Genomic DNA, 14161 nt, shown 5'->3' on the forward strand with positions numbered 1-14161 from the left:
TTGCTCTGGGGTAGCCGCCATTTGGGCGCGAACAGGATTCAAGTCGACGTAGGTCATGCACGCCAGTACGGCCGCTTCGTCCAGTAACGCTTGAGACTTAAAGCGCCCTTCCCAGAATCGACCAGTGCAGTTATCTTCCTTGTTGGCTTGGCGGGCGATAGGCTCGTTCAACGCCCGCATAAACCAGCTGACATCAATCAACCGACGGCGATACTCGGCAATGGTGTCGTTAAGACTATCGAGCTCATAGCCTGCAACAGGTTCACCTTTAGCAAACTTTTGGGTCAACAAGGTGCCTTTAAACAACTGATGCCATTGATGAACCACCTCAATAGGTGACCAGGCTTGAGCGGTGTCCGCATCAATTCTCAACACGACATGCAAGTGATTAGACATGACGGCATAAGCGGCGATATCAATGGCAAACACCCGAGATAGCCGCAGCAAGCGCTGCTCTACCCAGTCTCTGCGATGCTCAAAGGATTGACCAGAATAATGATCAATGCCACACAAAAAAGCCCTTCTCACTGTGCGACTAACGCAATGATAAAAGGGCGTATCTTCCAGGCTCACTTGTGCAGAACGTGGTCTAGGCATCAGAGCCTCCTCACACTACAAAAACACACCTTTTAAGTGTAGAGGCTGAGCCAAAAACTAACCAATTAACATGGGTGTCTTGTTCTTTTGGTTCTTTTGACAACGGGCGCCAACAGGAAGGCTTCGGCCCCATGCACATGACGGTAAAAAACGGCAGACGCTGGTCCACCGCCAATGCCTACCTACGCCCAGCCATGGACCGCCCCAATCTGACCGTGATCACTCATACCTTGGTGCACAAGGTACTGCTGGAAGGCAAACAGGCGGTAGGTGTGCGTTATGAGCGTCAGGCTCAGGTGCAGGTCGTGCGGGCCGGCAAGGAGGTGATCCTCAGCGCTGGTTCCATCGGCTCACCTCATCTGCTGCAGTTGTCGGACACGAGCTGCCCGGGGTGGGCGAAAACCTGCAGGATCATCTGGAGTTCTATTTCCAGTTTCGCTGCAAGCAACCCATCTCACTCAACGGCCAGCTGGGGCCGTGGAGCAAGTTCAAGATAGGTACTCGCTGGTTGCTGAAAAAAGACGGTCTGGGGGCCACCAACCACTTCGAGTCCTGCGGTTTCATCCGCTCGAAGGCCGGGGTGGAATGGCCGGATTTGCAGTACCACTTTTTGCCGGGGGCGATGCGCTACGACGGCAAGGAGGCCTTTGCCGGCCACGGTTTTCAGGTACACATCGGCCACAACAAGCCGAAAAGCCGCGGCACGGTCAAAGTGGTCAGCGCCGACCCTAAAGGGGCGCCAAAAATCCGCTTCAACTACCTGGAGCACGAAGACGACCGCGAGGGCTTTCGCGCCTGCGTACGCCTGACCCGGGAGATCATCAACCAGCCGGCAATGGACCCTTACCGGGCGGAAGAAATTCAGCCTGGCGAGCAGATCAATACTGACGAGGAAATAGATGCCTTCGTACGCCAGACGGTAGAAAGCGCCTATCACCCCTCCTGCACCTGCCCCATGGGCACGGACCAATGGGCGGTGGTGGACCCGAACACCCGGGTGCACGGCATACAGGGCCTGCGGGTGGTGGACTCCTCCATTTTTCCCACCATTCCCAACGGCAACCTGAACTCACCCACCATCATGGTGGCGGAGCGGGCTGCTGATCTGATCCGGGGCAAGACGCCACTGGCGCCCTCGGTGGCAACAGTGGGCATGGACGAACAATGGCAGCAACGCCAGCGAGCAGCGTCTCCCTTACGTCACCTGTCCTGAACCAGCGACAGCATTAAGCTTGCTAATGATGCGGGAAATGCAAGTAGGCCCGCTGTGGTCTGGCTGGTACTGACAGAACAACCCGGCCCGCAAGCCTGGGTGATTAGTGTGGCTTGTCAGGCAGAGGGCACTACTCCTCCGACTCGCCGTAAACCCATCCATGGGGGCTCAAACCGCGCCATCCCTGGCGCAGATGGTCGGCTGAGCAGACACCCTCTGCCCTCCTTTAAGCTCCGGTATCGTCTGCCTTCATCAGCCCGACTACCTCGCCGTAAGTGAGTAAAAGCCGTCACTCCCGCGAAGGAACGTTACCCTCACATAGGAACGTCATCCTCGCGAAGGCGGGGATCCAGTGCGCACCTTCATACCAGCACAGCCATCAAGCCTAGGCACCCTGCCCGAACCCGAATACAGCAAACCGGCAAGCTTTCCCCCAAAAGTTGCTACAACTCAACCAAATTGACACTCCCGCCTCGCAAACTGCATTCTTTGCCATTGCCTTTTCAGAGTCACACGACAAGAATACGGACCCAAACAAGTAATTCAGGCATACGCTTACGCCTCAGAACAGCGAGGGGCGGTAGCGTGGGTGAATGGCACAGTGACACCTGCCAATCTGACCATCCAGACGACTTTGAACATACAGTATATTTGGTCTGCACCTTCAGTTGTGATCAGGATCACCAAAGCAATGCGTGTTTTTCATCAACAAAAAACGTAAGGTTGCTATAAATCAATTCGTTGAAAAAAAACACATATAGATACTGCGCACACAGCGGAACATATATGCTATGCGCATGCGCGTTATTCAGCGGCAAGACTAGCCAAAAAAACACTTAGTTCACTGCTAAACATGGAGTAAGCTACCTTTAACCAGATCTGTGTATGTGTGTATATACGCATGCGCAGTATTATAATTTTAGATGCTTTATGCAGAAATTATATAATCAGTATTAATTCATGTAGTCTTTAGGAATTATAATGAAAGTAACAGCAGAAAAGTTCTTGATTTTAAGTGGCCCTCCTATTTTTGAGCGAATCAAGCCTCTCATTAAATGTTTAGAAGTGAAATATATTCGTTGGTGGTCAACTGAGGCAGTTACAACAGCTGAAATACATATTGAACATCCAGTTGCTAAACACATAACAATAGGCTAGGGACAACGTTACAGTAACAGAACCCGAATTGCGATTAGACTCAAAGATGTTACCTACTTTGAAAACATATATGAAAAGTTAGCTCGAAGAAACTCTCAAACATACGTTAAGTTTGATGACGCTGGTTTCGATATGCTTCAAAAAATTGCTGGTAACTGGGAGCTGTCTATTTCTAAATAAGATGAGGAATTAATTAACTATATAGACTCACCTACTAGTAGTAAAGGTTTTGAAGACTGTGAGAAACAAGCTTTAGTAAAGCAAAGAATAGGGCATAGTTTATTCGCAAAAAAGGTAAAGGGACGTGCTGAATATGCATGCCAGATCAACCCAAAAATTAGTCGAAACTTAATAGCGTCTCATATTAAGCCTTGGGCTGTATCGGAAAACCATGAAAAGTTAGATATCTTAAATGGGCTATGTTTATCACCAAACTATGATGGGTTATTTGAAATTGGGCTCATTAGTTTTAATGACGATGGCACTATTATCACACGTTTAACAGAATACGACATGGATGCTTACGGTCTCAATGGCACTGAAAAAATTGAAGTGGAAATACTACAATCAAAATATCTTGCATGGCACAGAGAAAACAAACTTCAAGCTAGTATACTTTATTGAGCGCACCTAAAAAGTGCAAGTAATCGGACGCATAAACGGATGTCATCGTTTTTTCTAAAAACACAAATACTAGCAAAAACAACGCTATCCTATGCGCCGTTGTTGCAGGCGTTAAGTTTAAATGAGGAACTAATCAATATGAGTAAAATTGAACTCAAAACAACAGATAAAGAACTAGCGAAAGAATTACAATCATTAAAAATAGATGAGCTGCAAGTTGGACGTAGGATTAGCTTTTTAGATTGCGCAGATCCCAAAGTCATGGCTGCCTCGAATCAAATTTTAACTTTTGCCATTACTTCAGGTAGTTCTGTTGCACTTAGCTTATTTTTCAGCGTGGTTATATGACCGTCTAAAAAACAAAAATAAAGAATACACTTTTAAAATAAATGGTATAGAGATCTCAGGAGACAATAACAACTTAAAAGTAGAAATACACAATCATATCCACTCACCTGAGTCAAAGGGCGAATAAAACTAATCGGGTAGCCGAGGGTGTTCTAGCCCTCGGACGCCACAACACTCTGCACCGAAGCGTCGGACCGGCGAGTCCGCACAGCGCGTTTCACTAAGCATGGTGAAGCTTAATCCAGCCATCGCGTAACTCATACAATCCCTGGGATTTTAAATAAGCATTCGATAATGCCTGATTAATCCCCGGAGTTTTGGAGCGGCGCCATGGGCCTTTGCTGGTAATACCGCATACAACTGCGGCTTGTACGTGAACGCCCAATTTCATCAGATTTATTACTTTAGTGCCAGGGGATGGTCATGACAAACCCTTATGTAGCAAGGCTTCCAGCGAGGTTTGTTCAGGTCAGCGAATATGGGAATGCTGCCTATCAGCAGTCACGGTCGTGGGAGCCGATCTCTGTTGCTTCTTCTTAAGCACTGAGTTGTCTGTAAAGCGTACCGACAGGCGACCTCGCAGCCTAGGGACGGATAAAGAGATCGACTCCACCGACCATCACATAACAGGGATGTTATGTGTTTGAGCGTTACAAGGATGTACTTGAGCGAGTCGGTGGAGTTGACTCTTTGTTCGGCCTTTATACAAACAAAAATAGATCAGTTAGTTTTCCAGATTAGTATCATGTGCTGAGAGTACATGGGGCGAGCTTGCCTCGCCGTGACGAATCGTTTCAGCCTGACCGAGTATCCAGTGAATGCTCGCAGCTGGCTGAAATGATGAGTGTCATTAATCTGAGCGAGTCGGTGGAGCGGCCCCTTTGTCCGACCTTTGCAGAGAACCAAATAGTTCGCCGCTTTGGCTGGGTGAATGTCGGGGTTTGGTGATTGTTTTGGGTGTCGGCTTTTTTGGGATTAAGGTGCACGAGGCCAGATTTAGTACTGTCTGCCCTGGATTCCCGCCTTCGCGAGAATGACGGTAAAAATCGCGAGAATGACGATAAAATTGCGGACATGACACACCAGAAACAAAAACGCCGGCATTTGCCGGCGTTTTGCATTGTCTTCCCCAAGAAAAATCCTCTACTTCCTCAATACACCTTCTTCTACCAGCAGATCAAAGATGGCCTTGGCGGCGGCCTGGGGATCATTGCGGATGATCTGGCCCTTGCCGCCCTGGGCTTTGGCCGTGGCCTGCTTCAAGCGATCGGCGGCGGTTTTGGCGGTCGACACCTTGAGGCGTTTCGGCCTGGATTTGGCCGCCGACAGGGTCCATTCAGCCCGTTGCTGATCGGCCTCGGTAGCCGGGGTCAGCCGCACTATGTTGCCGCGTCTGGCCTTGGCAAAGGCAATCTGCCGGGGCTCGGCGGCGGCACTCTCCACGCTGGCGACGAAGGGCAACTTGACCCTAAGGCGTCGGCGCTGGCCTCTGGGCAGAGCCTGCAGCAGGCTGGCTTCGCCATTTTCGATACTTTCTATAACGGCGATGCCGGTTACCAGGGGCCAGCCCAGGCGCTCGGCCAGCAGGTAAGGCAACAGGCCGGAGCCTTCTCCGTACTCGGCACGCACCCCGGTCAGCAGGATATCTGGCTGTTGTTCACTCAGGTAGGGAGTTAGCACCGCCAGGGCATCGTCTTCTTCCGTCTGGTTTAACACCGTTAGGCCGTCGATGCCCATGCCGAGGTAATCGCGCAGGGCTTCCTGCTTGGGATCGCCGGCGTGAATGGCGCTCACCTTGCTGTTCAGCGACTGAGGCAGCGATTCGTTCAGAGACATCGCCAGCTCCAGGGCACAGGCGTCTTGATGGGCGCGACGCGCGCGCCCGGATACCGGATGCTGGCCCTGAGAGATCAGCACGGCAATATTCAGGGTATCAGGCTGCATCACTCACCTCCTGGCGAGATTGGGCTTCAACCAGCTTCATCAACGCAGACAGTATTTCGCTGCTGTCGCCGATGGCGGCCAGGCTGGCCCGTTTGACCATGTCACAGTCGGCATCCTTATTGATGGCGACCACCTTTTCACATTTACCGATGCCCTGCAGGTGCTGCACAGCACCGGAAATTCCCACTGCGATATAGACTCGGGCGCTCACCCAGGTACCGGTCGCCCCCACCTGACGGCTGCGGGGCATAAAGCCGTCGTCCACTGCCACCCGGCTGGCCCCTTCAGAAGCGCCAAGCAACGCGGCAGCCTGATGAAACTGCTCCCAATCATGAATACCGTTACCGGCCGACAAAATGAACTCGGATTCGGCCATGGGGATTTCGGCGGGATCCACCGCCACCCGACCCAAATCATCCAGCCTAGAGCCGGTGGGTGCCGACAGTGCCAGCTGCTGTTCCTGTTCGAGCGGGCTGGCCTGGTAGCGATACTCGCCGCACGGCAGGGCACATTCTTCCAGCAACAGCATGATGCGCGACCAGGGGCGGCTGATATCCCGGTTGCCGGCGCCGTTTCTCGCCAGCAAGCTGTCGGCTTCCAGCTTCCATACGCCAGTGGCCGGCCGCTCCCCCAGGGCCACGCCCAGCCGACGGCCCAGCTCGGCAGACTCGCCACTGTCGGCCAGCAGCCAGTACAGCGGTTTTAGCGCCGCGTCCACCTGAGCGCACAACTGACTCCAGGCCTCCGGCTGATAACCGTCGTATTCCGGCCCCTGCACCTGCAGCAGCCGATCGACCCCTGCACCCTCTATGCTTTCCTTCAGTTCGCCACAGAGTACCCCCAGTACCGCCGTTGGTTGCTCTCGAGCCACCGCTAGCTGTTGGGCTTGGCCCAACACATCCTTGCAGTGGCTGGTTATGCGGCCGCCGCTGATCTGCAACCAGACGGCAATATAAGCCTGAGGCTCCACCACTTGATGCAGCGGCAACACTGGCTGCTCGTAGCGTTTTTTCGAGTTCATTTGGGTAACGCCGGCCGCCCCGCCCATGTTCAGGCGATCTAGTCGGCGCAGGCCACTGGGGCCCATTTGCCACTGGGGCCTGGGATTCTTGCGCAGCAGGCCGGTCGGGCCTCGAGTGGGCTCGCCACTCTGCTCACCATGTTGAGGGTGAAGCCGGTTACGCAGTATCCAGTTCAGACGCGGATCACAACGATTCAATTCAGACATGAGCAAGTTCCTCCTCTGGCTGTTGCTGCACTTTTTGCAGCTCGTCTGGCACGATCAGCGCCTCCAGCAGCAGCTCGGCAATATCCTTTATTTCGGGGCGCGGCTCTACCACCCCTTCCAGCATCTGGGTACATTGCGGGCAAGCCACCGCCATCACTTCGGCGTTCACCGCCCTGGCATCGTCCATGCGCATATCGGCAATACGGCGTTCGCCCGGAATATCGGTGATCGGCGCACCGCCGCCGCCGCCGCAACAGCGAGAGCGGAAACCGCTACGTTCCATCTCGGTACGCTCAAAGCCGAGCTGATCGATCAGGTAACGAGGCGCATCATAAACGCCGTTGTAGCGTCCCAGATAACAAGGATCGTGATAGGTCAACCGCGCATTGCCGTTAGCAGTAAAGTGCAACTGACTCTGCTTATGCAGCTCTGCCAGCAGCTCGGTGTGATGCACTACTTGGTAGTCTCCGCCCAGCTCCGCATATTCGGTGCCCAAGCACTGCAAGGCATGGGGATCGGCGGTGACGATGCGATTGAATTGATACTTGCTCAGGGTCTTGATATTGGCCTTGGCCAGCCGCTGAAAGGTAGCTTCATCGCCCAAGCGTCGAGCCAGATCGCCGGAGTCCAGCTCCTCGTCACCGAGGAAGGCAAAGTTCACATTCGCCGCCTTGAGCAGCTTAACCACAGCCCGCAAGCTACGCTGGTTGCGCATGTCGAAGGCACCATCACCAACCCAAAACAGAATGTCGGTTGCTCTGGTTTGCTTGAGCAGAGGAATCGACAAGTCCGCCGCCCAGTGACTGCGGCTGGCCGGAGACAGGCCGCCCGGGTTGTCGGTGGCGATCAAATTTTCCAGCACTTGCTGGCCCTTGCCCGGGGTTTCACCGCGCTCCATGGTCAGGTAACGGCGCATGTCTACCACCGCATCCACGTGCTCGATCATCATCGGGCATTCTTCCACGCAGGCCCGGCAGGTGGTGCAAGACCACAGGGTTTGGCTGTCGAGGATACTTTCTACCAGCGGCAGGTCTGGGCAGCCGGTACGGGCGGCCTGTTCCTGGCCCGGATGAGCGCTACCGTGGTAGTTCACTTCTTCTTGGGCCGCCAGGCTGGTCACCATATCTTGGATCAGCTTCTTCGGATTAAGAGGCTGGCCGGCGGCAAAGGCCGGACACTTGCTTTCGCAACGACCGCACTGCACGCATGAGTCGAAGCTCAACAGCTGGTTCCACTTGAAGTCGGTGACCTTTTCCACTCCTAGCTTGGCGTCACTCAGATCCAGCGCCTTGAGACCGGTGTCGCGGCCACCATCGAAACGGGCCGGACGAGGATGAAACGCCAGATGCAGGGCGCCAGCGAAGGCGTGCTTCATCGGCCCGCCCCAAGTCATGCCAAACACCATCTCGCCCAGGCCCCAGATACAGGCAGCCAACAACAACAGGGCCAGCAGCGTGCTGCCAGTTCCTTCGGGCAAGATGCCGGCGGCGGGCAGCGTCGCCAGAAAGAAGCCGACAGAAAAGGCCATCAAGCTCTTGGGCAGACGCTGCCAGGGCCCTTGGGAAAGACGGGAGTGAGGCAGCTCGGAGGCTGGCTTGGCACGGCGTTTCCACACGAAAAACGCCCCCACCGCCATCAGCATGCTGGCAGCCAGCAGCGGCCAGGTCAGCCAGGCGGTTTTCAAACCAACACCATGCACCAGCACCACCAGCAGCAGCGCCAGCACAAAGCCGCCGCCGGTCGCCACATGGGTGTTGGACATATAGCTGTCGCGGGCCACCACATGGTGCAGGTCAACCAGATAACGCCTCGGCATAGCAGCCAAGCCTCGCCAGAACGAAACTGGGTTGGGCTGGCCCATACGCCAGAGACGGATTCGTCGTACCGCCCCGGCGACGGCCAGAGCGAAAACGAGTAATAACAAATAGGGGATCACAGGCTCAAACATAGCGGCTTACCTCATGGCGCCGGAGCAGGCTCCGGCACCTTTCAAATCAGAAGTCCTTGCACAGGCGCAGGGCGTCATAGATGGCGGCATGGGTGTTGCGCTGGGATACGCAGTCACCAATGCGATACAGCAGATATCCTTGGCCGCCGTGAGACAGGCTCGGTTGAGGCTTGGCCGCATACAGGGCTTCAATATCGATCTGGCCCTTGTTGACGGAATCGGCCTTCATTTCCCAGTAGAGTTTCTCGTCGGGGCGAATACCGTTTTCCACCACTATTTGATCCACTACCCGCTCTTCCTGCTGGTGGCTGTACTCATTTTCAAGCACCGCTACCAGCTTGTCCCCTTCTCGGTACACCTTGTTCATGGCCAAGTCAGACGTCATGATCACGTCGCGCTCGTACAGCGAACGGTAATAGGTGGGGAAAGTGGTACCACCCACAGCCACCCCCGGTTTGGTGTCATCGGTGACCAGCTCTACCAGACTGCCTTTGGTGGCCAGGTAATCGGCCGTGGACATGCCGGTGAATTCACAAATGGGGTCGTAGATCAGCACATTCTTGCCCGGCTCGACCTTGCCCGAGAGGATATCCCAACTGCTGACCACCAGCCCTTCTGCTGCGCCCCATTCTGGGTTTTGCTCGATGAAAGGCGTACCACCCACCGCCAGAATCACCACATCCGGATTTTCCGCCATGATGCTCGCTACGTCGGCCGCCGTATTCAGGCGTACATCCACTTTCAGGCGCGGCAACTCCAAGGTGAACCAGCGGGTGATACCGGCAATCTGATCGCGCTGGGGCGCCTTCGCCGCCAGGGTGATTTGTCCGCCCAGTTCGGGCGCCTTCTCGAACAACACCACCTTATGGCCGCGCTCGGCACTAACCCGAGCCGCTTCCATACCGGCAGGGCCGCCACCGACGATCACCACCTTACGCTTGGGCCCACTGGTGGGCTCTATAATATGCGGCATGGTGGACTCGCGCGACATCGCCGCGTTCTGGATGCAGAGTACATCCAGCCCCTGGTACTGACGGTCGATACAGTAGTTGGCACCCACGCATTGGCGAATTTGATCAACCTGACCCAGCTTGACCTTGGCGATCAGGTGGGGGTCGGCCATGTACGCCCGGGTCATGCCCACGAAGTCGACATAGCCGCCTTCGATAATACGCTGGGCCTGGATGGGGTCCTTGATGTTCTGGGCGTGGATCACCGGTACCGAGACCACTTCCTTGATGCCTGCTGCCAAGTGCAGGAAAGGCTCTGGCGGATAGCTCATGTTGGGGATCGCATTGGCCAGCGTGGCGTGGGTGTCCGCCCCGGAGCCGATCACGCCGAAGAAGTCCAGCAGGCCGGTGTCGTCGTAATACTTGGCGATCTGTTTCATGTCTTCGTGGTTCAGGCCGTCCACGTGGAACTCGTCACCACACATGCGCAACCCCACCGCAAAGTCGGGACCGACCTCGGCACGCACCGCCTTAACCACCTCCAGACCGAAGCGCATGCGATTTTCGAAGCTGCCGCCCCACTCGTCGGACCGCTTGTTAACCCGTGGGCTCCAGAACTGGTCAATCAGATGTTGATGCACTGCGGAAATTTCAACGCCGTCCAGGCCGCCCTCCTTGGCACGGCGAGCCGCTTGGGCAAAATCGCCGATAATACGCCAGATCTCTTCCGGCTCAATCGTTTTATTAGTAGCACGGTGGATCGGTTCACGGAGGCCGCTCGGGCTGAGCAGTGTACTCCAGTTATAACCATCCCAGCGGGAACGACGCCCCATGTGGGTGATCTGGATCATGATCTTGGCACCATGCTTGTGCATGGCTTCAGACAGATTCTTAAAATGAGGGATGATGCGATCTGAACTCAGGTTGACCGAGCTCCACCACTCCTGGGGACTATCGATGGACACCACACTGGAGCCGCCGCAGATGGCCAATCCGAGACCGCCCTTGGCCTTTTCTTCATAATATTTGACGTAACGTTCTGTGGTCATACCGCCGTCGGTGGCATGCACTTCGGCATGGGCCGTGCTCACCACCCGGTTACGGATAGTAAGTTTGTTGATATTCATGGGTTGAAGTAAGGCGTCAAATTGTCCCATCGTAGATCCCTCTGCTGACTTGCTTGGCGGCCGGCAACCGGCCCGCCGAAAATTAAAACCTGCTCGTTTTGAGCGCCTACCTGTTGCTTCCGAGTCGGTGCTACCGCCCCCTCCTCGTCACTCCCGCCTCCCCCTCGTCACTCCCGCGGAGGCGGGAGCCCAGTGACCTTTGCAGGCCAGAAGCCACTATCGAGGCGGTGCTACCCGTCCTGGCCCCTTCTCGTCACTCCCGCCTCCCCTTCGTCACTCCCGCGGAGGCGGGAGCCCAGTGACCTTTGCAGACCAGAAGCCGTTGCGCTACCAGTTCGGGTTCCCCGTCCCTGCCTGAGCGAGGATGACGGCATGAACTACAGCGGGCTGACTTCGAATAGGCCGTAATCACAGCCGGTCTGAGCGCCACTCTGGGTCTGGCGAGCAACGGTACGCACCAACAACCCTTGGCTTTCGGCAATCTGGTCTAGTGCACCGGCAAACCAGCCGGTAAACATGTAGTCCACCATGCGGTCCACCTTGCCGTACTGATAAACGAAGGCGGAATGATCCAGCCGAACCCTGGCAGTGCCGGCGGCGATATCCAGGTTTTCGATGGAAAACAAACCCCAGCCTCGCTGAGACAGACGCTTCATATAATGCTCGAAGACCGCATCACCACTAAGGCCGTGACATTCGGCTTCTTTCTCACACCAGTGCCAAGCGGACTTGTAGCCGGCCTTGTACAGAATTTCGGCATAGCGCTCTGGGCCAAGCTCCTCTTCGATCGCCATGTGGTTGTTGACGAAAAAGTGGCGCGGCACATACAGCATGGGTAGCGCGTCTGTGGTCCAGACGCCGGATTCAGCGCTCACTGCAATGGGCATTTCGGGTGCATGTACTGACATTGTGATTCTCCTTAGTTTACCGATGATGGTTATTCGCCCCAGACGTCTTTCAGCACACGCATCCAGTTACCGCCCATGACTTTTTCTACCTGGCGTGGAGAGAAGCCATGACGCAACAGAGCCTCGGTCAAGTTGGGGAATTCGCCGATGGTACGGATACCCTCGGGGTTGATGATTTCGCCGAAACGCGTCAGGCGACGGGCATAGCCCTTGTCGTGGGTCAGCCACTCGAAGAAGTTCTGATCATGACCCTGAGTAAAGTCGGTACCTATGCCGATGGAGTCTTCGCCTACCAGCTCCATCACATAGGCGATGGCTTCAACATAGTCGTCGATGGTGGAGTTGATGCCATTTTTAAGGAAGGGGGCGAACATGGTCACGCCGACAAAACCGCCATGATCGGCGATGAAGCGCAGCTCTTCGTCAGACTTGTTCCGCGGGTGGTCCTTCAGACCGGCCGGCAGGCAGTGGGAATAGCACACCGGCTTGTTGGATTCGAGGATCACTTCCTTGGATGTTTGGGCGCCTACGTGAGACAGATCGCACATAATGCCGACCCGGTTCATTTCGGCCACGACTTCGCGGCCAAAGCCGGACAGACCGCCGTCGCGCTCGTAACAGCCGGTGCCCACCAGGTTCTGGGTGTTATAGGCCATCTGCACTATGCCCACGCCCAGCTGCTTGAAGATTTCCACATAACCCAGCTGATCTTCGAATGCATGGGCATTCTGAAAACCGAGGATCACGCCAGTGCGGCCCTCTTCCTTGGCCTTGAGGATGTCGGCCGTGGTACGTACCGGACGGATCAGGTCGGCGTGTTCTTGGAAGTAGCGGTTGAAGGTGGCAATGTTGTCGACCGTGCCCTGAAATCCTTCCCATACCGACACGGTGCAGTTGGCAGCCGTTAGCCCGCCACGACGCATGTCCTCAAACAGTTCTCGCCCCCAGTTGGCGATAATCAGGCCGTCGATGACGACCGCTTGCTTATGTAGTTCAGCTGCATGTTGCATAGCCAGACCTTCCTTGAATAAATGTGGCTGGTGGTATGGTGCCCACCGGATTCAAGTGCAGTCTAGCCCGAGGCTTTGTTCGTACACTGGCTAAAAACGACGACCACATAGCCAAAAACGTCACGTTTGACGACAAAACTCGGAAAGTAAAAAGCCCCGCCGTTACTGGATGCCAATGACCTCTGCAGACCAGCAACCATTATCTAGAATTGTGCTCCCTGCCCTGGATCCCCGCCTTCGCGAGGATGACGGCAAAAACATAAAGCCAGCCCTTATTCCTTGCACTCCTGAGCATCTTATTTATCACTCCCGCCTCTCACCTCGTCACTCCCGCGAAGGCGGGAGCCCAGTGACCTTGGCAGATCAGCAACCATTATCGACCATTGTGCTCCCTGCCCTTGATCCCTGCCTGCGCGAGGATGACGGCCATTTCACTATTCACACTTTTTCTCGTCACTACCGCGATGGCAGGGAGGCCCGTTAATGCATCTGAGCCTAAACTTGGAAGTAAATTACTGACAAGGTCATAACAATGTCCAAACAGCCTGCCGTCTATATACTTACCAACTGTCGAAACGGCACCCTGTATATCGGCGTGACCAGCAATCTGGTACAGCGCATATGGCAACACAAACAGCAAGATGTGCCTGGGTTTAGCGCTCGCCACGGGGTACACCTGTTGGTGTACTTCGAACTCCATGCCGATATGTACACGGCGATTAACCGCGAGAAACAACTAAAGAAATGGAACCGTAGCTGGAAACTACGGTTGATTGAGGAACAAAACCCTGGCTGGCGGGATTTGTGGACCGATATCATTTAACGCTGCGTTATGTTGCAGTGACCTTTGCAGACCAGCAACCATTATCGAGAATGGTGCCCCCAGTTCTGGATCCCCGCCTTCGCGAGGATGACGGCACAAACATAAAGCCAGCCCTTATTCCTTGCACTCCTGAGCATCTTATTTGTCACTCCCGCCTCTCCCTTCGTCACTCCCACGCTCACCTCGTCACTCCCGCGAAGGAACGTCATCCTCGCGTTGTAGTGGCACACTTAAAGTGGCCACCTGTTCAGAGGTGATATCATCACCTCATCAGATATACAGG

13 protein-coding genes are annotated in these 14161 nt (G+C 55.0%); 6 read left to right on the forward strand and 7 right to left on the reverse strand.

Features of this window, described 5'->3' with window-relative positions; translation table 11 throughout:
- The coding region (locus tag ACFQ1C_RS15460; protein ID WP_379559571.1) for a transposase at nucleotides 1-597 on the reverse strand (597 nt) is incomplete at its 3' end.
- 137 nt (nucleotides 598-734) lie between these two features.
- On the opposite strand from ACFQ1C_RS15460, the gene ACFQ1C_RS15465 reads away from it, so the two are divergent.
- From ACFQ1C_RS15465 to ACFQ1C_RS15485, 5 genes are all read left to right on the forward strand, one after another.
- Nucleotides 735-1094: a GMC family oxidoreductase N-terminal domain-containing protein gene (locus tag ACFQ1C_RS15465; RefSeq protein ID WP_379559582.1), complete on the forward strand. Its 360-nt coding sequence runs from the start codon at nucleotides 735-737 to the stop codon at nucleotides 1092-1094.
- Complete coding sequence (locus tag ACFQ1C_RS15470; RefSeq protein WP_379559572.1) at nucleotides 989-1810, forward strand: GMC oxidoreductase; 822 nt, start codon at nucleotides 989-991, stop codon at nucleotides 1808-1810. The genes ACFQ1C_RS15465 and ACFQ1C_RS15470 overlap by 106 nt, the downstream gene beginning before the upstream one ends.
- Nucleotides 1811-2791: 981 nt before the next feature.
- Entirely contained in the window at nucleotides 2792-2968 is a 177-nt protein-coding gene (locus ACFQ1C_RS15475) for a hypothetical protein (protein WP_379559573.1), read from the forward strand.
- Nucleotides 2969-3319: 351 nt separating this feature from the next.
- On the forward strand, nucleotides 3320-3592 hold the full coding sequence (locus ACFQ1C_RS15480) for an HNH endonuclease (protein WP_379559583.1): 273 nt from the start codon (nucleotides 3320-3322) through the stop codon (nucleotides 3590-3592).
- Between the two features lie 138 nt (nucleotides 3593-3730).
- On the forward strand, nucleotides 3731-3940 hold the full coding sequence (locus ACFQ1C_RS15485; RefSeq protein ID WP_379559574.1) for a hypothetical protein: 210 nt from the start codon (nucleotides 3731-3733) through the stop codon (nucleotides 3938-3940).
- Nucleotides 3941-5083: 1143 nt separating this feature from the next.
- On the opposite strand, the gene etfB is transcribed toward ACFQ1C_RS15485, so the two are convergent.
- The 6 genes from etfB to ACFQ1C_RS15515 all read right to left on the reverse strand — a co-directional run bounded on the left by etfB (nucleotide 5084) and on the right by ACFQ1C_RS15515 (nucleotide 13055).
- Nucleotides 5084-5884: an electron transfer flavoprotein subunit beta gene (etfB, locus tag ACFQ1C_RS15490; RefSeq protein ID WP_379559575.1), complete on the reverse strand. Its 801-nt coding sequence runs from the start codon at nucleotides 5882-5884 to the stop codon at nucleotides 5084-5086.
- Nucleotides 5874-7112, reverse strand: a complete 1239-nt coding sequence (gene etfA / locus ACFQ1C_RS15495; protein ID WP_379559576.1) for an electron transfer flavoprotein subunit alpha — start codon at nucleotides 7110-7112, stop codon at nucleotides 5874-5876. The genes etfB and etfA overlap by 11 nt, the downstream gene beginning before the upstream one ends.
- Nucleotides 7105-9060: a (Fe-S)-binding protein gene (locus tag ACFQ1C_RS15500; RefSeq protein ID WP_379559577.1), complete on the reverse strand. Its 1956-nt coding sequence runs from the start codon at nucleotides 9058-9060 to the stop codon at nucleotides 7105-7107. The genes etfA and ACFQ1C_RS15500 overlap by 8 nt, the downstream gene beginning before the upstream one ends.
- Nucleotides 9061-9106: 46 nt before the next feature.
- Complete coding sequence (locus ACFQ1C_RS15505) at nucleotides 9107-11167, reverse strand: oxidoreductase (RefSeq protein WP_379559578.1); 2061 nt, start codon at nucleotides 11165-11167, stop codon at nucleotides 9107-9109.
- A 347-nt stretch (nucleotides 11168-11514) separates the two neighbouring features.
- Nucleotides 11515-12045, reverse strand: coding sequence for a DUF5943 domain-containing protein (locus tag ACFQ1C_RS15510; RefSeq protein ID WP_379559579.1), 531 nt, complete (start codon nucleotides 12043-12045; stop codon nucleotides 11515-11517).
- Nucleotides 12046-12074: 29 nt separating this feature from the next.
- The gene (locus ACFQ1C_RS15515) at nucleotides 12075-13055 is read right to left on the reverse strand and encodes a dipeptidase (RefSeq protein WP_379559580.1); all 981 of its coding nucleotides are present in this window, start codon (nucleotides 13053-13055) and stop codon (nucleotides 12075-12077) included.
- A 532-nt stretch (nucleotides 13056-13587) separates the two neighbouring features.
- On the opposite strand from ACFQ1C_RS15515, the gene ACFQ1C_RS15520 reads away from it, so the two are divergent.
- The gene (locus tag ACFQ1C_RS15520) at nucleotides 13588-13878 is read left to right on the forward strand and encodes a GIY-YIG nuclease family protein (RefSeq protein WP_379559581.1); all 291 of its coding nucleotides are present in this window, start codon (nucleotides 13588-13590) and stop codon (nucleotides 13876-13878) included.
- Nucleotides 13879-14161: the final 283 nt, after the last annotated feature.

It is taken from the genome of Oceanisphaera ostreae (assembly GCF_042676125.1).
Taxonomy (GTDB): Bacteria; Pseudomonadota; Gammaproteobacteria; order Enterobacterales; family Aeromonadaceae; genus Oceanimonas; species Oceanimonas ostreae.